The organism is Pseudomonas sp. Y3 TE3536, from assembly GCF_053629175.1.
In genome coordinates this window covers 3,994,528-4,017,711 of sequence record NZ_JBRJHU010000001.1, presented here as the reverse complement: position 1 = coordinate 4,017,711, position 23,184 = coordinate 3,994,528, and the positions used below count along the sequence as shown (strand labels likewise).

The 23,184-nt window shown below is 64.0% G+C and carries 17 protein-coding genes and 3 pseudogenes; 12 read left to right on the top strand and 8 right to left on the bottom strand.

Annotated elements, in window-relative coordinates; genetic code table 11:
* Positions 1-101 precede the first annotated feature (101 nt).
* Both AB7M33_RS18065 and preA read left to right on the top strand, forming a co-directional pair.
* On the top strand, positions 102-1,469 hold the full coding sequence (locus AB7M33_RS18065; RefSeq protein WP_085272990.1) for an NAD(P)-dependent oxidoreductase: 1,368 nt from the start codon (positions 102-104) through the stop codon (positions 1,467-1,469).
* Positions 1,470-2,744, top strand: a complete 1,275-nt coding sequence (gene preA / locus AB7M33_RS18060) for an NAD-dependent dihydropyrimidine dehydrogenase subunit PreA (RefSeq protein ID WP_099454752.1) — start codon at positions 1,470-1,472, stop codon at positions 2,742-2,744.
* A gap of 141 nt (positions 2,745-2,885) precedes the next feature.
* On the opposite strand, the gene AB7M33_RS18055 is transcribed toward preA, so the two are convergent.
* The 8 genes and pseudogenes from AB7M33_RS18055 to gnd form a co-directional block, all read right to left on the bottom strand.
* Positions 2,886-3,281, bottom strand: coding sequence for a DUF4440 domain-containing protein (locus AB7M33_RS18055; protein WP_454243229.1), 396 nt, complete (start codon positions 3,279-3,281; stop codon positions 2,886-2,888).
* A gap of 2 nt (positions 3,282-3,283) precedes the next feature.
* Positions 3,284-3,904, bottom strand: a complete 621-nt coding sequence (locus AB7M33_RS18050) for a TetR/AcrR family transcriptional regulator (RefSeq protein ID WP_027592763.1) — start codon at positions 3,902-3,904, stop codon at positions 3,284-3,286.
* Positions 3,904-4,260: a VOC family protein gene (locus AB7M33_RS18045; RefSeq protein WP_252825086.1), complete on the bottom strand. Its 357-nt coding sequence runs from the start codon at positions 4,258-4,260 to the stop codon at positions 3,904-3,906. The genes AB7M33_RS18050 and AB7M33_RS18045 overlap by 1 nt, the downstream gene beginning before the upstream one ends.
* Positions 4,261-4,322: 62 nt before the next feature.
* Entirely contained in the window at positions 4,323-4,610 is a 288-nt protein-coding gene (locus tag AB7M33_RS18040) for a HigA family addiction module antitoxin (RefSeq protein ID WP_454243228.1), read from the bottom strand.
* A gap of 15 nt (positions 4,611-4,625) precedes the next feature.
* Positions 4,626-4,712: pseudogene (locus AB7M33_RS18035) on the bottom strand (type II toxin-antitoxin system RelE/ParE family toxin); the annotation flags it as partial.
* A gap of 138 nt (positions 4,713-4,850) precedes the next feature.
* Positions 4,851-6,647, bottom strand: a complete 1,797-nt coding sequence (locus tag AB7M33_RS18030; RefSeq protein ID WP_454243227.1) for a glycoside hydrolase family 15 protein — start codon at positions 6,645-6,647, stop codon at positions 4,851-4,853.
* Between the two features lie 147 nt (positions 6,648-6,794).
* The gene (gene zwf, locus AB7M33_RS18025) at positions 6,795-8,300 is read right to left on the bottom strand and encodes a glucose-6-phosphate dehydrogenase (RefSeq protein WP_027592766.1); all 1,506 of its coding nucleotides are present in this window, start codon (positions 8,298-8,300) and stop codon (positions 6,795-6,797) included.
* Positions 8,297-9,280 (bottom strand): phosphogluconate dehydrogenase (NAD(+)-dependent, decarboxylating), encoded by a 984-nt coding sequence (gene gnd, locus AB7M33_RS18020; protein ID WP_099428794.1) that lies wholly within the window; start codon positions 9,278-9,280, stop codon positions 8,297-8,299. Before gnd ends, zwf begins: the two co-directional genes overlap by 4 nt.
* 201 nt (positions 9,281-9,481) lie before the next feature.
* Between gnd and AB7M33_RS18015 the strand changes: the two genes are divergently transcribed.
* The 10 genes and pseudogenes from AB7M33_RS18015 to AB7M33_RS17970 all read left to right on the top strand — a co-directional run bounded on the left by AB7M33_RS18015 (position 9,482) and on the right by AB7M33_RS17970 (position 23,058).
* On the top strand, positions 9,482-9,649 hold the full coding sequence (locus AB7M33_RS18015) for a DUF6026 family protein (protein WP_177323874.1): 168 nt from the start codon (positions 9,482-9,484) through the stop codon (positions 9,647-9,649).
* Positions 9,650-9,743: 94 nt separating this feature from the next.
* The gene (locus AB7M33_RS18010; protein ID WP_454243226.1) at positions 9,744-10,217 is read left to right on the top strand and encodes an SgcJ/EcaC family oxidoreductase; all 474 of its coding nucleotides are present in this window, start codon (positions 9,744-9,746) and stop codon (positions 10,215-10,217) included.
* Positions 10,218-10,727: 510 nt separating this feature from the next.
* A complete protein-coding gene (gene glgA, locus AB7M33_RS18005; RefSeq protein ID WP_099428793.1) occupies positions 10,728-12,287 on the top strand; it encodes a glycogen synthase GlgA in 1,560 nt (519 codons plus the stop codon).
* A gap of 14 nt (positions 12,288-12,301) precedes the next feature.
* Positions 12,302-14,044 carry a malto-oligosyltrehalose trehalohydrolase gene (gene treZ / locus AB7M33_RS18000; protein ID WP_454243225.1) on the top strand — a complete coding sequence of 581 codons (1,743 nt, stop codon included), beginning with the start codon at positions 12,302-12,304 and terminating at the stop codon, positions 14,042-14,044.
* Positions 14,041-16,111 (top strand): annotated as a pseudogene (malQ, locus tag AB7M33_RS17995) (4-alpha-glucanotransferase). The gene treZ and the pseudogene malQ overlap by 4 nt, the downstream one beginning before the upstream one ends.
* Positions 16,108-18,882, top strand: coding sequence for a malto-oligosyltrehalose synthase (locus AB7M33_RS17990; RefSeq protein WP_454243224.1), 2,775 nt, complete (start codon positions 16,108-16,110; stop codon positions 18,880-18,882). Before malQ ends, AB7M33_RS17990 begins: the two are co-directional and overlap by 4 nt.
* 14 nt (positions 18,883-18,896) lie before the next feature.
* Positions 18,897-19,145: a DUF2934 domain-containing protein gene (locus AB7M33_RS17985; RefSeq protein WP_099428789.1), complete on the top strand. Its 249-nt coding sequence runs from the start codon at positions 18,897-18,899 to the stop codon at positions 19,143-19,145.
* A gap of 153 nt (positions 19,146-19,298) precedes the next feature.
* Positions 19,299-21,452, top strand: a complete 2,154-nt coding sequence (glgX, locus tag AB7M33_RS17980; protein WP_085272612.1) for a glycogen debranching protein GlgX — start codon at positions 19,299-19,301, stop codon at positions 21,450-21,452.
* 49 nt (positions 21,453-21,501) lie between these two features.
* Positions 21,502-21,590: pseudogene (locus AB7M33_RS17975) on the top strand (endonuclease/exonuclease/phosphatase family protein); the annotation flags it as partial.
* Positions 21,591-21,981: 391 nt separating this feature from the next.
* The gene (locus AB7M33_RS17970; RefSeq protein ID WP_085272610.1) at positions 21,982-23,058 is read left to right on the top strand and encodes an autotransporter domain-containing protein; all 1,077 of its coding nucleotides are present in this window, start codon (positions 21,982-21,984) and stop codon (positions 23,056-23,058) included.
* Positions 23,059-23,184: the final 126 nt, after the last annotated feature.

The following is a 23,184-nucleotide window of genomic DNA, read 5'->3' as shown; positions in this document are numbered from 1 at the left end:
CCCGCACTGCACCTGCACTGCCGTACCGGCCCTGAAGAGGCCGGGCGGCGCCGTATTGCCGTTGACTGCCACATCCAAAAAAGAAAAGAGAGGCTACAACCGTGATCGATGCCCTGAACCACTTGCCGCGCCCCCGGGCCGGCGCCGACCAGCTGGCCGAGCGCTTCGGCGATCTCGCCCCTCCCCTCACCGCCCGCCAGGCCGCCGTGGAGAGCGCACGCTGCCTGTATTGCTACGACGCGCCCTGCGTCAATGCGTGCCCCAGCGAAATCGACATTCCCTCGTTCATCCACCGCATCAGTGATGAGAACCTGCAAGGCGCCGCCGAACGCATTCTCTCGGCCAATATTCTCGGCGGCAGTTGCGCCCGTGTCTGCCCGACCGAAATCCTCTGCCAACAGGCCTGCGTACGCAACAACGCCCAAGAATGCGCACCGGTGCTGATCGGCCAGTTGCAACGCTATGCGCTGGACAACGCGCACTTCACCGAGCACCCCTTCACCCGCTCCCCCGCTACCGGCAAGCGCATCGCCGTGGTCGGCGCCGGCCCTGCGGGGTTGTCCTGCGCGCACCGGCTGGCCATGCATGGGCATGACGTGGTGGTGTTCGAAGCCTGCGAAAAAGCCGGTGGCCTCAACGAATACGGCATCGCCCGCTACAAACTGGTAGACGACTACGCCCAGCGCGAAGTGGAATTCCTGCTGGGCATCGGTGGCATAGAAATCCGCCACGGCCAACGCCTGGGGGACAACCTTGGCCTGGGCGAGCTGCGCGATCAATACGACGCGGTGTTCCTGGGCCTGGGCTTGAATGCGGTGCGCCAGCTCGGCTTGGCCGATGAAGAGGCACCTGGGGTGCTCGCCGCCACGCAGTACATCCGCGAACTGCGCCAGGCCGATGACCTGAGCCAACTGCCGCTGGCCGACCGCTGCCTGGTGATCGGTGCCGGCAACACCGCCATCGACATGGCCGTGCAGATGAGCCGCCTGGGCGCCCGGGACGTCAACCTGGTGTACCGCCGCGGCCACGCCGACATGGGCGCCACCGACCACGAGCAAGACATCGCCAAGGCCAACCAAGTGCGCCTGCACACCTGGGCGCGCCCCGAGGCGGTACTGCTGGACGATGCCGGCCAGGTGCGCGGCATGCGCTTCGCCCGCACCGAGCTTGCCGACGGGCGCCTGCGCGACACCGGCGAAACCTTCGAGCTGGCCGCCGATGCGATCTTCAAGGCCATCGGCCAACGCTTCGATGACGCCAGCCTCGCCGACCCCGTGGCGGCGCAACTGGCCCGCGAGGGTGAACGCATCCGCGTCGATGCGCACATGCGCACCAGCCTGGCGGGGGTCTACGCGGGCGGCGACTGTACCGCCCTGGGCCAGGACCTCACCGTCCAGGCTGTGCAGCACGGCAAGCTGGCCGCTGAAGCCATCCATGCCCAACTCATGCTCAACGTGGAGGCAGCGTAAATGGCCGACTTGTCTATCGAATTTGCCGGCATCAAGGCACCCAACCCGTTCTGGCTGGCCTCGGCGCCCCCCACCGACAAGGCCTACAACGTGGTCCGCGCCTTCGAGGCTGGCTGGGGCGGTGTGGTCTGGAAAACCCTGGGCGAAGACCCGGCGGCGGTCAACGTGTCGTCGCGCTACTCGGCGCACTACGGCCCCAACCGCCAGGTGCAGGGGATCAACAACATCGAACTGATCACCGACCGCTCGCTGGAAATCAACCTGCGCGAGATCACCCAGGTGAAGAAGGACTGGCCCGACCGTGCGCTGATCGTGTCGTTGATGGTGCCGTGCGAGGAAGAATCCTGGAAGTTCATCTTGCCCCTGGTGGAGGCCACGGGCGCGGATGGTATCGAGCTGAACTTCGGCTGCCCCCACGGCATGCCTGAGCGCGGCATGGGCGCGGCAGTCGGCCAGGTGCCGGAGTATGTGGAAATGGTCACCCGCTGGTGCAAGACCTATTGCGCCCTCCCGGTGATCGTAAAGCTCACACCCAACATCACCGACATTCGCCAGTCGGCCCGCGCCGCTCACCGTGGCGGGGCGGATGCGGTGTCGTTGATCAACACCATCAACTCGATCACCAGCGTGGACCTGGACCGCATGGTGGCCCACCCCATTGTCGGCGACCAGAGCACCCATGGCGGCTATTGCGGTTCGGCGGTCAAGCCGATCGCGCTGAACATGGTCGCGGAAATCGCCCGCGACCCGCAAACACGCGGCTTGCCCATCTGTGGCATCGGCGGCATCGGCAACTGGCGAGACGCTGCCGAGTTCATTGCCCTGGGCAGTGGCGCCGTGCAGGTATGCACGGCAGCGATGCTGCACGGCTTCCGCATTGTCGAAGACATGAAAGATGGCCTGGCGCGCTGGATGGACCAGCATGGGCACCGCAACCTGGAAGCGTTCAGAGGCCAGGCGGTGGGGCACACCACCGACTGGAAGTACCTGGACATCAACTACAAGTCAGTGGCGCACATTGACCAGGACGCCTGCATTGGGTGCGGTCGCTGCCATATCGCCTGCGAAGACACCTCGCACCAGGCCATTGCCAGCACGGCCAAGGCCGACGGCACCCACGTCTACAGCGTGATCGAGGAGGAATGCGTGGGCTGCAACCTGTGCCAGATCACCTGCCCGGTGGAAAACTGCATCGACATGGTGGCGCAGGATACCGGCAAGCCTTACCTGAACTGGACACAGGATCCGCGTAACCCCTATCGCGAGGCGAGCTGAGGCTGAAAAGGCCGGGGCCGCTGCGCGGCCCTTCGCGGGGCAAGCCCGCTCCCACAGGCGTTGTGTGTTTTTTCAGGCAGGCAGAAATCCTGTGGGAGCGGGCTTGCCCCGCGAAGGGCTGCGAAGCGGCCCCAACTCTGGTCAAACCACCGCCGTCTCATGCAGGTACACCCACCCCACCCGCTGCTCGCCACACTCAACAATCGCCAACGAATACCGCGCAGTCTCCTGCCCCTGCAACCGGTGGGTCTCCTTGTAGCGCACCGCCACACTCGCACCCGCCTGCCAGACTACCTGCACGTCACTGACCTCGATTTCCAGCCCTGGCCGAGCGCCGCCCCCCCGCTCGAACAACTGCCCCACCTGCTGGCGATTAACAATCGCGCCCGCCGTGGTGACCATACTGAAGTTGTCGGCAAACACCGCCATCAACTCGCTGCGAAGCGCCTCGGTCTGCGCAGCGGGCCGGGTGAATACCGCATGGATCAGATCATGTACATCGTGGATGCTGCGTACAGCCCGTTCACTCAAGCTCATATTCAAGGTTCCAACCCAATGCCGCGCAGGATGACGCTGGTCACCGTCTGCACCGCGTTTTCAAACGCCCTGTCCGACAATGCCTCGCCGCCATTGAGCAACGCCACCTGATAACCGAAGTCCGCATAATGCTGGGTCGATGCCCAGATCATGTACAGCAGTGCAGACGGCTCCACCGGCAGGATGCGGCCCTCTTCCACCCAACGGCGGATCTTGGCCTCCTTCAGCTTTGCCCACGGCACGAGGCTTTCATCCAGGCTCACGCCCAGCACAGGCGCCCCGTGCAGCATTTCTTCAGCCCAGATCTTGGAACCCAGCGAGCGAGAGCGCGAGTGGCCCATCTTGGCCCGGATGTAACTGGTGAGCACCACCCGTGGGTCATCGAAATTTTCGAAGCACAGCGCGTCCTGCTTCCACACGTCCAGCAGGTCCTGCAGTACCGCGCGGAACAGTTCGTCCTTGGTGCTGAAGTAGTAATGCAGGTTAGAGCGCGGCAATTCAGCCTGTTCGGCGATATCACCCATAGAAGTAGCGCCGTAGCCTTTTTCGGCGAACACCTTTTCCGCCGCCTGAAGAATTTTCTCGATATTGCGCCGACGGATCTCGATTTTGTGGTTGGCCATTAAGGTTGGGCCGTCCACACCGCCAGCTCATAGCCGTCCGGGTCCACGAAATGGAACCGGCGCCCCCCCGGGAACGCAAACGTCGCCCGGCTGATCACCGCCCCCGCCGCCTCGATCCGCTGCTGCGTTGCCTGCAGATCGTCCGCATACAGGATGACCAGCGGGCCACCCGGGCGCACCGGCTCACCCGTGGTAAAGCCCCCGGTCAGGCGACCATCGCTGAACTCCGTGTAACTGGGCCCGTAATCGGTGAAACGCCAGCCAAACACGCTGCCGTAAAAAGCCTTGCTCCGTGCGATATCGCCGACGTTGAATTCGATGTTGTCGATCTGCCGATCGTGGCCACGAACGCTCATGCATAGTCCTTGCTGAGAGAGGTAATTGCCCCAGTCTACTCCGGTCGTTTCGCCCAATCGAATCAGGCAGTCTGGAACAATCGCGTGACCACGGGCTGCTGACGGTGACGCGCTTGCCAAATGTCGTAATCGGCCTGGATGGCAAGCCAGAGCCTGGCCGTACTGATACCGGCCATTTCCAGGCGTAATGCGAGGTCTGGAGACATTGCGGCACGACCATGCAACACCCGAGAAAGCGCTTCACGCGAGAACCCCAGGTGCGACGCAAAGGCTTTCACCGTCAGGCCCAACGCCGGCAGAACGTCCTCACGCAAGGTTTCGCCGGGGTGTGGCGGATTGTGCAAAGGCATGATCAGCCCTCCTGTTCAGTGATAATCAAGGTAATCAACCAGTTCGACATCCGAACCCACAAAACGAAAAATCAGCCGCCAGTTACCCGAAACACTGACTGACTGATGATCATGGGTAGCTCGCCGCGTCCATTTGGGAGACAGGCATAGCGTGACCCCATGCATCACACATGGCAAAGTATCATATGTGACGCCATGCGTCACACACTGATTGAGACCAGCACACATGCAGGTAGCACACTATCCACACCGCGCCCGGTCCCGCGCCGGGCACTGCGCACGGTGCAGGTTCAGTGCCGTGTTGATGATGCCGATATGGCTGAACGCCTGTGGGAAGTTGCCCAACATTCGCTTGCCGGCCGGGTCGTACTGTTCGGCCAGCAAACCCAGGTCGTTGCACAGGCCGCTCAGCCGTTCGTACAAGGCTTGCGCCTGCGCTTGCCGGCCCAGCAGGACATAGACGTCGGCGAGCCAGAACGAACACACCAGGAAGGTGCCCTCGCCCGGGGTCAGGCCATCACTGCAGCTGTCGGTGTCATAGCGCAACAGCAGGCCATTTTTCAGCAGACGCTGCTCGATTTCCTGCAGGGTACGCAGAAAACGAGGGTCATCCGCTGGCAAAAAACCGGTCAAGGCGATGTGCAGCAGGCTGGCGTCCAACTCGTTGGCGCCATAGGCCTGCACGAAAAATGTGCCGCTGGGGTCCAGCCCGTTCTCACACACTTCCCGATGGATCTCATCCGCCACCTGGCGGTAATGCCGCCCGCGCGCGCGGTCTTCTTCGGTGGTGTCGGCCAACCCTGCGGCGCGGTCGAATGCCACCCAGGCCATCACCTTGGAGTGCACGAAATGCTGCCTGCCGCCGCGCACTTCCCAGATACCTTCATCGGGCTCGCGCCAGATACGCTCGACATACGGCAGGATCAACCGGGCAATCGCGGCGCTGCGTGGGTGGCGGGGCAAACCGCCTTTGATTGCCTGGCTCATGGCATCGGCCAGTTCGCCGTAGATATCCAGCTGCCGCTGCCCAGACGCCGCGTTGCCCACCCGCACCGGCTGCGAGTGCTCGTAACCGGCCAACCACGGCAAGGTGTATTCCTGCAGGTCGCGCTCGCCGGCTAGGCCGTACATGATCTGCATCTGCTCGGGGTTGCCGGCGACTGAACGCAGCAGCCATTCACGCCAGGCCTGGGCCTCGTCGAAGTAGCCAAGGTTCATGAACGCCAACAAGGTCATGGTGGCGTCGCGCAGCCAGCAGAAGCGGTAGTCCCAGTTGCGTTCACCGCCGATACGTTCGGGCAGCGACGTGGTAACCGCGGCAATGATCCCGCCGGTGGGCGCGTAGGTCATCGCCTTGAGCGTGAGTAGCGAACGACGCACCAGGGCGGTATAGGGGCCGACCTCCGGGCAGCGGGCGGCAAAGGCCTGCCATTGGTCGATGGTTTGCCCCAGCGCGGTGTCGACATCGCAATCGGGCTGAACAGGCAGGTGCGAGGGCTGGTGGCGCAGGCTGAAGACCTGGCGTTCACCGGCACGCACGCGAAAACGAGCGACGGTGTGGTGGTCGCGGGCATGCGGGGGCACGGTGCTGCTGAGGATCAGCCGGTCTGGGCCGGCGACGGCGCTGAGGGTCAAGGGGTCGAGCCGTTCCACCCACGGCACGCTGCGGCCGTAGTCGAAACGCATCACCAGGTCCATTTCGAAGTTGGTTTCGCCAGCAAGCCCCTCGACGATGCGGATGACCGAGTTGACCTCGCCCAAAGGCATCAAGTCCAGCACGCGGGCCCGGCCTGAGGCGGTGACCCAGGTGGTTTCCAGCACCAGGGTGTCGTCCAGGTATTGCCGGCTGGTGTGTTCGACCGGGTCGCAGGGGGCCAGGCGCCAACGGCCGTTTTCATCGTTGCCCAGCAGCGCTGCGAATACCGCCGGGGCGTCGAAGCGCGGCAGGCACAACCAGTCGAGCGAGCCATCCCGGCTGACCAGGGCGGCGCTGCGGCAATTGCCGAGCAGGGCGTAGTCTTCGATAGCTGCGGGCATTGGATCTCCTTCAATTGAGCCGGGTCTGTTGCCTGTACTGGCCTCTTCGCGGGCAAGCCCGCTCCTACAGGTTCTGCACAGTGCTCAAGACTGTGGGAGCGGGCTTGCCCGCGAAGAGGCCGGCACAGGCAACACCGCTTGATCAGGTCACCCCAGGCGGTGCCATTCCCGCTTGTCCCGGGTCAGCAGTTCATTGCCTGCCTCGGGCCCATCCTCACCCGCCGGGTATTCATGCACCTCCCCTTCCTTGGCCCAGGCATCGAGAAACGGCTGCACCGCGCGCCAGCCGTTCTCGATGTTGTCGGCGCGCTGGAACAACGTCTGATCGCCGGTCAGGCAGTCGTAGATCAGCGTCTCGTAGCCCGTCGCCGGGGTCATCTTGAAGAAGTCTTTGTAGGCAAAACCCAGCTCGACATTCTCCATCACCAGCTCCGGCCCTGGGCGCTTGGCCTGCAAGTCGAACCACATGCCCTCATTGGGCTGGATCTGGATTTTCAGGTAGTTGGGCTTGGGCCGTTCCAGCTCCGACTCGCGAAACTGCGCATACGGCGCAGGCTTGAAGCAGATGGCGATCTCGGTGTCGCGTACGCTCATGCGCTTGCCGGTACGCAGGTAGAACGGCACGCCGGCCCAGCGCCAGTTGTCGATCATCACCTTCAGCGCCACGTAGGTTTCGGTCTGGCTGTTTTCCGCTACGTTGGCCTCCTGACGGTAACCGGCCAAGCGCTTGCGCCCCTGCTTGCCAGCGCTGTACTGACCACGCACGGAGTTCTTCAGCGCCATCTTCGTCGACCACGGGCGAATGGCACCGATCACCTTGGCCTTTTCACCACGTACCGCATCGGCGCCAAAGGCGGCCGGCGGCTCCATGGCGACCATCGCCAGCAACTGGAACAAGTGGTTGGGGACCATATCGCGCAGGGCCCCGGTGTTGTCATAGAACGCACCCCGGGTCTCGACGCCAACGGTCTCGGCGGCGGTAATTTGCACATGATCGATGTAGTGGTTGTTCCAGAACGACTCGAACAGGCCGTTGGAGAAGCGGCTGACCAGGATGTTCTGCACCGTCTCTTTACCCAGGTAATGGTCGATGCGGTAGATCTGCCGCTCGCCCATCACCTTCAGCAAACAGGCGTTGAGTGCCTCGGCGCTGGCAAGGTCGGTCCCGAAAGGTTTCTCCACCACGACCCGACGGAAGCCCCCGCCGGACTCATCGAGCAAGCCAGCCTGGCCCAGGCGTTGGGCCACTTCGGGGAAGAAGCGTGGTGATGTTGCCAGGTAGAAAATCGCGTTGCCATGCCGGGTCGCGTCGATGCGCTTGGCGATGGCCTGGTAAGTGGCCGGGTCCAGGAAGTCGCCGGTCTGGTAGTCGAGCTGTTTGGCCAGGCGCGCCCAGAGCTTTTCGTCCAGGCACTTGGCGCCCCCCTCACTGCCCTTGTCCCGCTCCAGCATGAACGCGTGCAGGCGGTCGGCGAACGCTTCGGCAGTGGCCGCATTGTGGTCGACGCCGACAATGCGCAGGTTGCGGTCCAGCAACCCGTCGCGGCTAAGGTTGTACAGCGCCGGCATCAGCAGGCGCTTGACCAGGTCGCCATTGGCGCCAAACAGGAACAAGGTACAAGGCGGTGCAGCAGGGATCGTCTGTTTAGTCATTCGCCTTTCTTCTCGACATGGCCACCGAAGCCCAGGCGCATGGCCGAGAGGATCTTGTCACCGTAAGTACCCTGCTGCTGGCGCGAGCGGAAGCGGGCGAACAGCGCGCTAGACAGCACTGGCACTGGCACGGCTTGCTCAACGGCGGCGTCGATGGTCCAGCGGCCTTCGCCACTGTCCGACACCGAACCACTGAACTGCGCCAACTGCGGGTCGGCCACCAAGGCGTCAGCGGTGAGGTCGAGCAGCCACGAGGTCACCACACTGCCACGACGCCAGACTTCAGCGATTTCGGCCACGTTGAGGTCGAAACGTTGTTCTTCCGGCAGCTCGTTGCCGCCTTTGCTGCGCAGCAAATCGAAGCCTTCGGCGTAGGCCTGCATCAGGCCGTATTCGATGCCGTTGTGGACCATTTTCACGTAGTGACCGGCGCCGGGCGGGCCTGCGTGAATGTAGCCATGCTCGGCGCGCTGGTGCTCGCCTTCGCGGCCATGGGTGCGCGGGATGTCGCCGACGCCAGGTGCCAACGCCTTGAACAGCGGCTCCAGGCGTTCAAAAACGTCCTTTTCGCCACCGATCATCATGCAGTAGCCACGGTCCAGCCCCCACACACCACCTGAGGTACCGACGTCCAGGTAATGCAGGCCACGTTTGGCCAGTTCGCCCGCACGGCGCATGTCGTCTTTATAGAAAGTGTTGCCACCGTCGATGATCGCATCGCCCGGTTCCAGTAGTTCGGCCAGTTGCGCGATGGTCTGCTCGGTAGGCTCCCCGGCCGGCAGCATCACCCACACCGCGCGCGGTGCCTTGAGTTTCTGTACCAGTGCACCGAGGTCGTGCGCACCTTGGGCTCCCTCGCCCTCCAGCCCCACGATAGCGTCACGGTTGCGGTCGTGCACCACGGTGCGGTGGCCGGCGCGCATCAGGCGCCTTGCAATATTGCCGCCCATGCGGCCCAGCCCGACGATTCCCAGTTGCATGAGCCGATGCTCCCCTTGCGAAATAGATGACGACTACAGTTCAGCGTTTCAGATTAGTCCAGCGTACCGCCGAAGGGTTCAGCGACGAACGGCAAGACCACGATAAACAAAAAAGTTCCCACGGGCGGTGAAAGAATTCAGAATGCGCCCCGCATGAAGCGACTACGCTTGAAAATGTCTCCACCAATTGCGAGGTGTGCAATGGGTACTTTGATGCCAGCGACTCCCATCCAGACACTCTACGTCTCAGTGCGCCGTGATGAACTGGCCCGCCTGAAGCAAGAACGCGATCAACTGCAGCAACGTGTCGCGCAACTCAGCCAAATGCTGGAACAAGCCAATATTGGCGAAAAATCCGTCAGCCGCTGACGAACTTTCTACTCGTTGACGGGGGCACGCCCTCCTTACCGTAGCATCCGCCGCAGGCCCGCTCCGGAGCCTGCATCCGCCGATGGATACGCGTATGTCCCCCGTTGCCTATTTGCTCCCTGCCGCCCTGCTCATCGCCTGCCTGCCGGCGCAGGCGAGCACGCCACAAACAAACCCGCCACAACAATGCCAGACGCTGACTGAGGCCGAGTCCCGCGCCTTGTTCGAGCAATGGAATGCCAGCCTGCAGACTGGCGATGCGGCGGCCGTCGCCAAACTGTACAGCGACGATGCGGTATTGCTGCCCACGGTGTCGAAGGTGCCTCGGCTGACCCCCGACGCGCGAATCGACTACTTTCAGCACTTTCTTGCTGATCGGCCAAGTGGCACGCTGGACACGCTTCACCTGACCCCTGGTTGCAACAAGATGACCCTGGCAGGGCTGTACACCTTCGACTTTGCCGCCAACGGCAAGCAGGTACCAGCGCGCTACACCTTCACCTACCGCTGGGACGGCCAGGCCTGGCTGATCAGCCACCACCATTCCTCACTGTTGCCACAACGCTGAGGTCGCGTTAGCAAGACACCTGCAACGTGCGTGTTTTACCCGCCCCATTAGAGGGCGAAAAAACACGCACCCGCCCCATGATGACGCGCCGCCCTCCCCGCCTGCCCCACCCTCGACCACTCTGTTCACATCCAGTCACATTCGCCAACGTTTGCGTCTAAATCAGCCATAACGAAAGTGACCAGTGGGTCACCTTTTTTACTTCTTCTCTCCTACACTCAGCTTTCGGCCCGCCATTTGCTCAGAGGAAGAGTGACGTAGAAAAGTCGAACTTTCACAAACGGCGGTGGGTCAGGAATTAAGTAGGGCACGTGCAAAGGGGGCTTCCCCAGCCAGGGCCCGCCAACCCCAATCAGTCCAATCGCCGTCGGCCGGAATGCTGATCGCGTTGAGCCTGTGCGCACGACTCAGGGGCATGGATAGCACTACACAGTTTTGTATTAGAGAGAACCAACACGAGATAACACCACGGGTGCCAGCACCCGGCCAAGCATAGGGACGGAGAGAAGTATGATCAGTGCCGCTGTCGAGCCTCACGTAGATTCATTCAACCCGGACAACCGCGAGCCGCTTACCCCGGATTTCGCCACGACAGGCAAGGCACCCGGCGCCCAGCGCCAGCACAACCCGAACAAACGCAAGATTCTGTTCGTCACCTCGGAGATCGCCGACCTGGTCAAGACCGGCGGCCTGGGCGATGTCTCCGCCGCCCTGCCCCGCGCCTTGGCGCATTTGCATGATGTACGGGTACTGATCCCCGGCTACCGCCAGGTGATGGAAAGCGACAACCCGATTCACATTGTCGGCGAACTGGGCGGCCATGCGGCGCTGCCGCCGTGCAAGATCGGGCGCATGGACCTGGCTGACGGCCTGGTCATCTATGTGTTGATCTGCCCTGAGTTGTACCAGCGTGACGGCACTCCCTATGGTGCCAACAATGGTCGCGACTGGCCCGATAACCACATCCGCTTCGCCCGCCTGGGCTTGGCCGCCGCCGAAATTGCCGCAGGCGAAGGCATGATCCACTGGAAGCCCGAAGTGGTGCACGCCCACGACTGGCCCGCCGGCCTGGCCCCGGCCTACATGCATTGGCGCGGGCTGAACACGCCGACGTTGTTCACCATTCACAACCTGGCCTACCAGGGCGTCTATAGCCGTGGCTGCAGCCCGGAACTGGCGATCCCCGAGCATGCCATGCAGCAAGAAGGCATGGAGTTCTACGGCAAGCTGTCGTTCCTCAAGGCGGGCCTGGCCTACTCCAGCCATATCACCACGGTCAGCGCCACCTATGCCCGGGAAATCACCACGCCGGAGTTTGGCTGCGGCCTGGATGGTTTCCTCTCGGCCAAGGCCCAGCAAGGCCTGCTGGGTGGCATCCCCAACGGCATCGACGAAAGCTGGGATTCGGCCACCGACAAACACCTGCAACACAACTTCAGCATCAACGACTGGGCCGGCAAGGCGCGTAACACCGAAGCGGTGCGCCAGTTGTTCGAGCTGGAACCTTCCGAAGGGCCGTTGTTTGCCGTGGTCTCGCGCCTGGTCTACCAGAAAGGCCTGGACCTGACCCTGGGCGTGGCCGACTACATCGTCGAGCAAGGCGGGCAGATCGCGATCATCGGCCGTGGCGAACCGGAAGAAGAACAGGCCATGCGCGAACTGGCGCTGCGTCACCCAGGCCGCATCGGCGTGCGCATCGGCTTCAACGAAACCGATGCCCGGCGCATGTTCGCCGGCAGTGATTTCCTGCTGATGCCCTCGCGCTATGAGCCGTGCGGCCTCAGCCAGATGTACGCGCAGCGCTTCGGTTCGCTGCCGGTGGCGCGTAATACCGGTGGCCTGGCCGACACCATCGAGTGCGGTGTCACCGGCTTCCTGTTCAACGAATCGACCGTCGAGAGCTACCGCGAGGCGCTCAGCCGCGCCTTCTATGTCTACGGCAAGAAAGACCTGCTCAACGCCATGCGCTGCCTGTCGATGACCCAGCCGTTCAACTGGTGCCAGGCGGTGGAACCCTACGCCCGCCTTTACGAGGACTTGGTCAAGCAGGCACAGGTCAGCCATTACTGAGCGGAGAACCGAAGATGCACAGGCATGGCGCACACTTGCTGGACGCCACGTCGGCGCGCTTCGCCCTCTGGGCGCCGGATGCGCGCAGCGTGAGCGTGGAACTGGAGCAGCAGCCTGCTGTAGCACTGCTGCCCGACAATGATGGCTGGTACACGGGCGTTGCCCCGTGTCAGGCCGGTGATCGGTATCGTTACCGGGTGGACGGCACATTGCTGGTCGCCGACCCCGCGTCGCGCTACCAGCCTGAAGGGGTGAAAGGGCCCAGTGAGGTGGTGGATGTTACCAGCTATGCCTGGCAGCACCCCTGGCAGGGACGGCCGTGGCATGAGGCGGTCATCCAGGAATTGCACGTCGGCGTGCTGGACGGTTACACCGGGGTTGCCCGGCAGTTGCCGCGCCTGGCCGAAATCGGCATCAGCGCTATCGAGCTGATGCCGTTGGGGCAGTTCCCAGGCGAACGCAATTGGGGTTACGACGGCGTGCTGCCGTTCGCGCCACAAAACACTTACGGCACCCCGCAGCAACTGTGCGCGCTGGTCGACCAGGCGCACGGCGAAGGGTTGATGGTGTTGGTGGACGTGGTCTACAACCACTTTGGCCCGGATGGCAATTACCTGCACCAGTACGCCAGCCCGTTCTTTCGCGAAGACCGGCAAACGCCGTGGGGCGCGGCGATCGACTTCCGCCGCGCAGAAGTGCGTGAGTTTTTCATCCAGAACGCCTTGATGTGGCTGTGCGACTACCGCTGCGACGGCCTGCGCCTGGATGCGGTGCATGCCATCGACCAGCCGGACTTTCTGGTCGAGCTGGCGCAACGGGTGCGTGCTGCCGTGGCGCCCGGCCGGCATATCTGGCTGGTGCTGGAAAACGAGCACAACCAAGCCTTTTTGCTGGAACAGGGTTTCGATGCCCAGTGGAACGACGATGGCCACAACGCCCTGCACGTGCTGCTCACCGGAGAGACCGAAGGCTACTACGCCGACTACAAACAGCGCCCCATCGACCAGTTGGCCCGCTGCCTGTCGGAAGGCTTCGTGTTCCAGGGCCAGGCCAACCGCCATGGCACACCGCGTGGCGAGCCAAGCGGGCATCTCGAGCCCAGCGCATTCGTGCTGTTCTTGCAAAACCACGACCAGATCGGCAATCGCGCACTGGGTGAGCGCCTGACCCGCCTCTGCCCGCCGCAGGCTTTGCGGGCAGCCACCGGCCTGTTGCTGCTGGCGCCGATGATCCCGTTGTTGTTCATGGGTGAGGATGATGGCAGTTGCAGCCCCTTCCTGTTCTTTACCGACTTCCATGACGAATTGGCCGATGCGGTGCGCGAAGGCCGGCGGGGCGAATTCGCCCACTTCGCCGCCTTCGCCGACCCCGAGCAGCGTGAACGCATCCCCGACCCCAATGCCGCACAGACCTTCGCCTCGTCACGGCCGCAAAACAAGGACGTCATTGCCGGTTGGCATGGCCTCTATCATCAGTTGCTCGACCTGCGCCGCCGCCACGTTATCCCGTACTTGCCGGGCAGCCGTGCGCTGGGCGCTGACGTGCACGGCGACAAAGCGCTGACCGCACGTTGGCAGTTAGGCGACGGCAACACCTTGCGCATTGACCTCAACCTGTCCGCAAGCCCCCAAGCCGTCGTGCTGCCGCCCGCCGAAAGCCGGCTGTTCGACAGCAGTGACACCCGCCACCCCGATACGTCCCTGGCCGCGTACAGCTGCGTGGTCAGCCTGCTTCCCCCTGGCCAGGAGCGCCCATGAGCGAAACCGCCCTGCACCGTTTGGCGGCCCGCGTCGGGCTTAGCCGCGACTGGATCGATGCCAATGCCCGGCCGCAGCAAGTCAGCGATGACGTACTGCGCAATGTCCTCGAAGGCCTCGGCCACCCCGCCGCTGACGAAAACGCCATCCAAGCCAGCCTGCGCGCCGTGGAGGCCGCCGAAGACAGCGAACACCTGCCGCCCTTGTTGACCGTCGAGCTTGGCCAACCCCTGGCGCTGGGCCGCTACTTCAGCGCCAACAGCACCGTGCGTTGCACCTTGGAAGACAACAGCCAGCGCACCCTCACCCTGGACAACCAGGGGCGCCTGCCTGCCGAGCTGCCCCTCGGCTACCACGCACTGGAAATCGACGGCCGCACCTGCACCGTGGCCGTGGCGCCTTCACGCTGCTACAGCCTGGCCGACAGCGTGGCCCAACCGCCCCCACGCTGTTGGGGCCTGGCCGTGCAACTGTACAGCCTGCGGCGCACTGGCGATGGTGGCTATGGCGACTGCCTGGCACTGGAACAACTCGCGCGCACCGCCGCCGAGCGCGGCGCCGATGCCTTGGCGATCAGCCCGATTCACGCGCTGTCGGCCATCGACCAGGAGCACTACAGCCCCTACTCGCCATCCAGCCGCCTGTTGCTCAATACCCTCTATGCCAGCCCAGCCGCCCTGTTCGGCGAGCGCGCCGTGCGCATGGCGATCGAAGCCTGCGGCTTGGAACAGGTGCTCGAAGACCTAGAGCAGCAGCCGCTGGTCGACTGGCCGCGCGCCGCTGCTGCTCGCCTGCGCCTGCTCGAAGCCCTGTACCAGGACTTCAGCCAGGGCGACCACCCGCTGCGCAAGGACTTCGACAGCTACCGCACGGCCGCTGGCCAAGCCCTGGAACACCATTGCCGCTTCGAAGTGTTGCAAGCGCAAGCGGTGGAGCATGGCCTGGGCGCTGACTGGCGCAATTGGCCCCGCGCCTGGCACGACCCCTACCACCCCGAAGTCGAGGCCTTCGCCAACGCCTACCCGGCCAAGGTCGAGTTCCACGCCTTTTGCCAGTGGCTGACCGAACGTAGCCTGCAGCGCGCCCAGGAGGCCGCACGTGGCAATGGCATGTCGGTCGGCCTGATCGCCGACTTGGCGGTGGGTGCCGACGGCGCCGGCAGCCAGGCCTGGAGCCGCCAGGACGAGTTGCTGGCCAACCTCAAGGTCGGCGCGCCGCCCGACATTCTCAACCGTTCGGGGCAGGACTGGGGAATTTGCGCCTTCTCGCCCGAAGGCCTCAAACGCAACGGCTACCGCGCGTTCATCGAGATGCTGCGGGCCAACCTCGCCCACGCCGGTGGCCTGCGCATCGACCACGTCATGGGCCTGCGCCGGCTGTGGTTGATCCCGCGTGGCGCCAAACCCAGCGAAGGCGCTTACCTGAATTACCCGCTCGACGACCTGCTGCGCCTGCTGGCGCTGGAATCGGTTCGGCACCAGGCGGTCATCCTCGGCGAAGACCTCGGCACCGTGCCCGAAGGCCTGCGCGAACAGCTGGCCGACAAGGCCGTGCTGGGCATGCGCGTGCTGCCTTTCGAACAGACCCAACCTGGCCACTTCAAGCCCATTCTCGACTGGCCCGACAGCGCCCTGGCCACCACCGGCACCCATGACCTGGCGCCGCTGGCCGGCTGGCTGGAAAACCCGCGACATCGACTGGTTCCATCGCCTGCACTTGATCGATGCCGCCACCGAATTGCAGTGGCGTCACGACCGCCAAAAAGAACACAACGGCCTGCGCCGTACCCTGGAGACCAACTACGGCCCGCTACCCGATAACGACGCCGTGATCGACGCCGCCATCCGCTACGTCGGCCACACCCGCGCCCCGCTGGTGCTGGTGCCCCTCGAAGACCTGCTGGGCTGCGACGAGCAACCCAACCTGCCTGGCACCACTGCAGGCCACCCCAACTGGCGCCGGCGCTTTGCCCTGCCGGTGCGCGAACTGCTCGACGACGAAGACGCCGCACGGCGTCTGGAACTGCTGGCCCAGGCCCGCGAACAAGCCTGGGAGCGTGACCGATGAAACCCCTGACCGCGACCTTACGCCTGCAATTTCACAGCGACTTCACCCTCGACCACGCGGTGCCGCTGGTGCCGTACTTCGCCCAGTTGGGCATCAGCCACCTGTATGCCTCGCCGATCCTCAAAGCCCGCGCCGGCTCACGCCACGGCTACGACGTGGTCGACCCGACCCAGGTCAACCCGGAGCTCGGCGGCGAGGCGGCGCTGCAGCGCCTGGTCGCCGCCCTGCGCCAGCACGGCATGGGGCTGATCCTCGACACCGTGTCCAACCACATGGCCGTGGGCGGTGCCGACAACCCCTGGTGGCAAAGCCTGCTGGCCTGGGGCCGGCGCAGCCCGTATGCGGAGTTTTTCGACATTCAGTGGCACTCCAGCGACCCGCTGCTGGCCGGCCAGTTACTGCTGCCCTTCCTCGGCAGCGACTACGGCGCAGCCCTGAAGCAAGGCGAGATCCCGCTGACCTTCGACAAGCAGCACGGCGTGCTGGAAGTTGCCCATTACGACCATCGCTTCCCGATCTGCCCAATCGACTATGGCTGGATCCTTGCGCAAAGCCCTGAGCCCGCCTTGCAGGCGTTGGCCGCGCACTTCACCGCGCTGAGCGACAGTGCCCAACCGCTGAACGATGCCCTGCCCTTGCAGGCTGAGCTGGCACGCCTGGTAAACGACGGCGCCGACCTCGAATCGGCGCTGATCGCGTTCGATAGCCGCAGCGAGGCCGGCCTCAAACGCCTGCACCTGCTGCTTGAACGCCAGACCTATCGCCTGGCCAGCTGGCGCACTGCCGCCGACGACATCAACTGGCGGCGCTTCTTCGACATCAACGAGCTGGGCGGACTGCGGGTCGAGCGCGCAGCGGTGTTCGAGGCCACCCACGCCAAGCTGTTCGAGCTGATCGAGCGCGGCCTGGTGGATGGCCTGCGCATCGACCATATCGACGGCCTGGCCGACCCCCGCGGCTATTGCCGCAAACTGCGTCGACGGGTCGACGGCCTGTTAGCGCGGCGGCCGCTGAACGCGGCGCTGGAACACTTCCCCCTCTACGTGGAAAAAATCCTCGGCGCTGACGAGCACCTGCACCAGGACTGGCATACCGACGGCACCACCGGCTACGAGTTCATGAACCAGGTCTCGCTGTTGCAACACGACCCGGCCGGCGAGGCGCCGTTAACCGAATTGTGGGCCAACGTCAGCGAGCGCCCAGACTTCCCCGAGGAAGTACGCTTGGCACGCCACCTGGTGCTCAATGCCAGCCTGGCCGGTGACTGCGAATCGGTGGCCCAGGCCCTGCTGCAGGTGGCCCGCGACGACCTGATGACCCGCGACCTGACCCTAGGCGCAATCCGCCGGGCGTTGCAGGCGCTGGTCGCGCACTACCCGGTGTACCGCACCTACTTCAACGCCTGCGGCCGCCCTGCAGAAGATGAAGCCTTCTTCCAGCAAGCCTTGGCCAATGCCCGCCAAGACCTCAGCGAAGCGGACTGGCCGCTGCTCGACCAGCTCGAACAATGGCTCGGTGGCCAGCCCTGGCGCCGCCTGCCACCGGGCCGGCCACGCAAGCACTTGCGCCATGCCTGTGTGCGCTTCCAGCAACTGACCGCGCCCAGCGCCGCCAAGGCCGTGGAAGACACGGCGTTCTACCGCAGCGCCCGGTTGCTGTCGCGCAACGATGTGGGCTTCGAGGCCGAGCGTTTCAGCGCAGGCAGCGAAGTGTTCCATAACGAAGCTCAGCGGCGCCTGCGCGACTTCCCCGACAGCCTGCTGGCCACCGCCACCCACGACCACAAGCGCGGCGAAGACACCCGCGCCCGCCTGGCCGTGCTCAGCGAACGCGGCCCGTGGCTGGCCAGCCGGGTGGAGCATTGGCGCGAGTTGGCGGCGCCGCTGCGGGCGCAACTGGACGACGGCCTGGCCCCCAGCCCTGGCGATGAGCTGATGCTGCTGCAGACGCTGCTGGGCAGTTGGCCGCTGAACCTCGACCCGCACGATGACGGCGCCCTGCGCCAGTACGCCGAGCGCCTGCGGCAATGGCAACAGAAGGCCCTGCGTGAAGCCAAGTTGCGCAGCAGCTGGAATGCCCCGAACGAGGCCTACGAGGCCGCCTGCGCCAGCTACATCGACGGCCTGCTGCTGGATGACGAGAACCAGCAGTTGCGCAAGTCCATGGCCGATGCCGCCCAGCTCATCGCCTGCCCTGGCGCACTCAATGGGTTGGTCCAGACGCTATTGCGCATGACCGTGCCCGGCGTGCCCGACCTGTACCAGGGTAACGAATACTGGGACTTCAGCCTGGTCGACCCGGACAACCGCCGCCCCGTCGATTACGCGCTCAGGCGCCGCACCCTGGACGACGCCACTACCCCCGCCGAGTTGCTGGCGCACTGGCGCGACGGCCGCATCAAGCAGGCCTTGATCGCGCGGGTGCTGGACTGCCGCCAGGCGCATGCCGAGCTGTTCCGGCGTGGCGCTTACCTGCCGCTGACCGTGCAGGGTCGGCATGCCGACAAGGTGCTGGCGTTTGCCCGCCTGGGTGACGACGAACGCGCCATTGTCATTGCGCCACGCCTGGCCAGCAGCCTGCTCGGCGGCGCCCCTACACCGTTGATCCCGGCCCATAACTGGGACGACACCCGGCTGATACTGCCGTTTGCCTTGTCGCCTGCCAACTCGACGGGACTTTTCCCCAGTGCTGCGGTCAGCCCTACAAAGGAGCTGCTGTTGAGCGCCGTACTGTCGGAATTTCCGGTCAATGTGTTGATACAACAATCTTGAGCATCAGGAGCGTCATGATGAGTGTCGATGAGAAACGTATCCGTGAATTTGCCTACCAGATCTGGGAATCGGAAGGTAAGCCTGTGGGTGAGGAGGAACGCCACTGGGAGATGGCGCGCAAGCTTGCCGAAGCTGAAGCACTTGCACCCAAGGCAGCACCGCGCAAGAAAGCCGCGGCCAAGCCGAAGGTAGCGGCAGAACCGGTTGCAAAACCTGCAGCTGTGAAGAAGCCACGCGCGGTGAAAAAGCCCGCCGCCGGTTAAACCTGAACGGGCCCCTTCGCGGGGCAAGCCCGCTCCCACAGGATCATCACCATGCTTGAGGCAGTGGGGGCTCTGTGGGAGCGGGCTTGCCCCGCGAAGAGGCCCGGTCAGGCCTACATATCCCCCTTCCACCACGGTCACTCGAGGACTGCCATGAGCCCCCGTACCCCGAAGAAAACCCGCTCGGTCGCCCCCTCGCGCATTCGCGAAGGCATGCCCTTCCCCCTCGGCGCCACCTGGGACGGGCTTGGGGTCAACTTCGCCCTGTTCTCGGCCAACGCCACCAAGGTCGAGCTGTGCCTGTTCGACTCCACCGGCGAGCAGGAAATCGAACGCATCGAGCTGCCGGAATACACCGACGAGATCTACCACGGCTACCTGCCCGACGCGCACCCGGGGCTGGTCTACGGCTACCGCGTCTACGGCCCTTACGAGCCCGAGAACGGCCACCGTTTCAACCCCAACAAACTGCTGATCGACCCGTACGCCAAACAACTGGTCGGCAGCCTGAAATGGTCCGAGGCACTGTTCGGCTACACCATCGGCCACCCCGACGGTGACCTGTCGTTCGATGAACGCGACAGCGCGCCCTTCGTGCCCAAATGCAAAGTCATCGACCCGGCCTTCACCTGGGGCCGCGATCAGCGTGTGCAGGTGCCCTGGGAGCGCACCATCCTCTACGAAGCCCACACCCGCGGCATCAGCATGCGCCACCCGGCGGTGCCCGAAGAACTGCGCGGGACCTTCGCTGGCCTGGCCAACGACGAGCTGCTCAAGCACATCAAAGAGCTGGGCGTTTCCAGTATCGAGCTGCTGCCGATCCATGCCTTCGTCAACGACCAGCACCTGCTGGACAAAGGCCTGAACAATTACTGGGGCTACAACAGCATCGCCTTCTTCGCACCACACCCCCGTTACCTCGCCAGCGGCAAGATCGCCGAGTTCAAGGAGATGGTCGCGCACCTGCATGACGCCGGGCTGGAGGTGATCCTGGATGTGGTCTACAACCACACCGCCGAGGGCAACGAGCGAGGCCCGACGCTGTCCATGCGCGGCATCGACAACGCCTCCTACTACCGGCTGATGCCCGACGACAAGCGTTACTACATCAACGACTCCGGCACCGGCAATACCCTCGACCTGAGCCACCCGTGCGTGCTGCAGCTGGTCACCGACTCGCTGCGCTACTGGGCCGGCGAGATGCATGTGGATGGCTTCCGCTTCGACCTGGCCACCATCCTCGGCCGCTACCACGACGGCTACAGCGAACGCCACGGCTTCCTCGTCGCGTGCCGCCAGGACCCGATGCTGAGCCAGGTCAAACTGATTGCCGAACCTTGGGACTGCGGCCCTGGCGGCTATCAGGTGGGTAACTTCGCGCCGGGCTGGGCAGAGTGGAACGACCGCTTCCGCGACACCGTGCGGGCATTCTGGAAAGGTGACGAAGGCCAGTTGGCCGACTTCGCCTCGCGCATGACCGCGTCAGGGGACATGTTCAACAACCGTGGTCGGCGCCCCTATGCCTCGGTCAATTTCGTCACCGCCCACGATGGCTTCACCTTGCGCGACCTGGTGTCGTACAACGGCAAGCACAACGAGGACAACGACGAGAATAACCAGGACGGCACCGACAACAACCTGTCCTGGAACTGCGGCGCCGAAGGGCCTACCGAAGACCCTGAAATCAACGCCCTGCGCATGCGCCAGATGCGCAACTTCTTCGCCACCCTGCTGTTCGCCCAGGGCACGCCGATGATTGTCGCTGGCGACGAGTTCAGCCGCACCCAGCATGGCAACAACAACGCCTATTGCCAGGACAGCGAGATCGGCTGGGTCAACTGGGACCTGGACGAAGACGGCACCGCGCTGCTGGCCTTCGTCAAGCGCCTGACCCGGCTGCGCCTGGCCTACCCGGTGCTGCGCCGCTCACGCTTTTTGGTCGGCGATTACAACGAGGCGATCGGGGTCAAGGATGTCACCTGGCTGGCGCCGGATGGCAGCGAGATGAGCGTCGAGCAGTGGGAAGACCCCCATGGCCGCTGCCTGGGCATGCTGATCGACGGGCGTGCACAGGTCAGCGGCATCGCCCGGCCCGGCGCCGAGGCGACGGTGCTGCTGATCGTCAATGCCCACCACGATACCGTGCCGTTCCAGCTGCCGGCGGTGCCCGAAGGGGACTACTGGAGCTGCCTGGTCGACACGGATCGGCCAGAGCTGCGCAAGGGGCAGCACTTGCAGTTCGAGAGTACCTTCGAGGTGAAGGGGCGCTCGATGCTGTTGATGGTGTTGCAGCACGAGGAAGAGTGAACCTCAGGGGCCCGGTTTCGCCACTGTTGACCAGGCCCCAGCCGTTCACCGGCTGTGGGTCCTGACGGTCAACACCCACAAGGGTTTCACGGCTCCAACCGGCGCTTCATCCTGCCGGAACTGGGCGAAGCGGTGCGCCGCAAATTCTGGGGCACAAACCCTGGACGCACCTCTCCGACCATCTGCCGCTGTCGGTCGAGGTCAAGCTGTAGCAATCATTCTTCATAGCCAGGCAGCGGCAAATAGCGAACCTTGCTATACCCGACTATTTAACTCAACAAATCAGCCACTTGAACCAAATCATGTGCAATGAACACAACCTTCACGCTTTCTTGACGCAAGCCGCTCCCTCTCCTTAGCTGAACATTATCTAGTCGTAAAGATCTCGCGCCGGGCCTCTAGCTCGCGCCTTCGTGCGCGTTTGCGAAAGCAGGCGTGCTGGTTTGGGTCGCCCACTGTTTTTGCCGTACAGCTCGTGACAACAGGCCAGGTCCTTGGGCTGTACCACAAAAATAAACGGAGATCCGCCATGAAAAGAACCTCGAATCCCTTGCGCTTCGACAGCATTTTCTACGCGGTTTCCACGTCGCTGCTTCTGGCAACCCCAGTGGAAACTTTCGCATTCGAACTGCAGGACGACCCAACCTCCCCCAGCTTCCTGCAGCAACCGGCGATGCCGCAGCTATCGCTCGACCCGGTCAGCGCCAGCGGCGTGAGCCTCGGCACATTGAACGCGTTCTCGGAAAAAATGACCGAACGCCACGGGCAGGCGGCACCGGACCTGGTCGCCAGCCAGTGGTCGCAGTTTTTCCCCGGTGCCACGCGCACCGGTGCACAACCGCCTGACCAACTCGAAGCCCCCAGCCAGCAACTGCTGGTCGGCCCAGACCTGTTCCTGCGCGAGACCGGCGCAGGCAATGTGCACCGCGCGGGTATTTTTGTCGGCCACAACAACCTGCAAAGCAGCTTCAACGGTATTCGCCCGCTGCTGGGCGACAAGCAACGCAATGCGGTGAACCTGAGTGGCGAGAGCCTGGGGGTGTACTGGAGCATGACCCATGAACGGGGTTGGCACCTGGATGCCGTGGCCATGGGTTCGCGCATCGACATCAATGGCCGTGGCGAAAGCGGCCAGCGCCTGGACGACAGCGGCCATGCCATGACCTTCTCCCTGGAAGGCGGCTTCCCGATCGGCTTGGGCGGCGGTTGGGTGATCGAGCCACAGGCTCAGTTGATCAACCAACAGTTTTTCCCCGGCAGCCGCGTGCAGGAAGAGACATTGCAGGCGTTCGACAGCCAGCCCAGCTGGAGCGGCCGGGTCGGTGCCAAATTGTCCGGGCGCTACGAAGTGCGCGGCATGCCCATCGAACCCTATGTACGCACCAACGTCTGGTATGACTTCAGCAATGCTGAAGAGGTGAAGCTGGACCAGGTCGACAAGATCTCCAGCTCGCGGTACTCGACCACCGTGGAATTAGGGTTGGGCCTGGTGGCCCGGGTGACGCCGAATGTGGCGCTGTTCGTGAGTGCGGATTACAGCAGCGATGTGGATGACAATGACCTCAATGGGCTGATCGGCAGCCTTGGGGTGCGGATGCGGTGGTGAAGGCTTAATGCGGCGGTGCCCTCTTCGCGGGTAAACCCGCTCCCACAGGTATATCACTGGTCCTGAGGGCAGTGAAGTACCTGTGGGAGCGGGTTTACCCGCGAAAAGGCCGTATCAGGCAAACCC

Excerpts from the sequence above, each read along its gene's own strand:
- preA (WP_099454752.1), top strand. The coding sequence starts at position 1,470 with ATGGCCGACTTGTCTATCGAATTTGCCGGCATCAAGGCACCCAACCCG.
- AB7M33_RS18055 (WP_454243229.1), bottom strand. The coding sequence starts at position 3,281 with ATGAGCTTGAGTGAACGGGCTGTACGCAGCATCCACGATGTACATGAT.
- AB7M33_RS18050 (WP_027592763.1), bottom strand. The coding sequence starts at position 3,904 with ATGGCCAACCACAAAATCGAGATCCGTCGGCGCAATATCGAGAAAATT.
- AB7M33_RS18045 (WP_252825086.1), bottom strand. The coding sequence starts at position 4,260 with ATGAGCGTTCGTGGCCACGATCGGCAGATCGACAACATCGAATTCAAC.
- AB7M33_RS18040 (WP_454243228.1), bottom strand. The coding sequence starts at position 4,610 with ATGCCTTTGCACAATCCGCCACACCCCGGCGAAACCTTGCGTGAGGAC.
- AB7M33_RS18030 (WP_454243227.1), bottom strand. The coding sequence starts at position 6,647 with ATGCCCGCAGCTATCGAAGACTACGCCCTGCTCGGCAATTGCCGCAGC.
- zwf (WP_027592766.1), bottom strand. The coding sequence starts at position 8,300 with ATGACTAAACAGACGATCCCTGCTGCACCGCCTTGTACCTTGTTCCTG.
- gnd (WP_099428794.1), bottom strand. The coding sequence starts at position 9,280 with ATGCAACTGGGAATCGTCGGGCTGGGCCGCATGGGCGGCAATATTGCA.
- AB7M33_RS18015 (WP_177323874.1), top strand. The coding sequence starts at position 9,482 with ATGGGTACTTTGATGCCAGCGACTCCCATCCAGACACTCTACGTCTCA.
- AB7M33_RS18010 (WP_454243226.1), top strand. The coding sequence starts at position 9,744 with ATGTCCCCCGTTGCCTATTTGCTCCCTGCCGCCCTGCTCATCGCCTGC.
- glgA (WP_099428793.1), top strand. The coding sequence starts at position 10,728 with ATGATCAGTGCCGCTGTCGAGCCTCACGTAGATTCATTCAACCCGGAC.
- treZ (WP_454243225.1), top strand. The coding sequence starts at position 12,302 with ATGCACAGGCATGGCGCACACTTGCTGGACGCCACGTCGGCGCGCTTC.
- AB7M33_RS17990 (WP_454243224.1), top strand. The coding sequence starts at position 16,108 with ATGAAACCCCTGACCGCGACCTTACGCCTGCAATTTCACAGCGACTTC.
- AB7M33_RS17985 (WP_099428789.1), top strand. The coding sequence starts at position 18,897 with ATGATGAGTGTCGATGAGAAACGTATCCGTGAATTTGCCTACCAGATC.
- glgX (WP_085272612.1), top strand. The coding sequence starts at position 19,299 with ATGAGCCCCCGTACCCCGAAGAAAACCCGCTCGGTCGCCCCCTCGCGC.
- AB7M33_RS17970 (WP_085272610.1), top strand. The coding sequence starts at position 21,982 with ATGAAAAGAACCTCGAATCCCTTGCGCTTCGACAGCATTTTCTACGCG.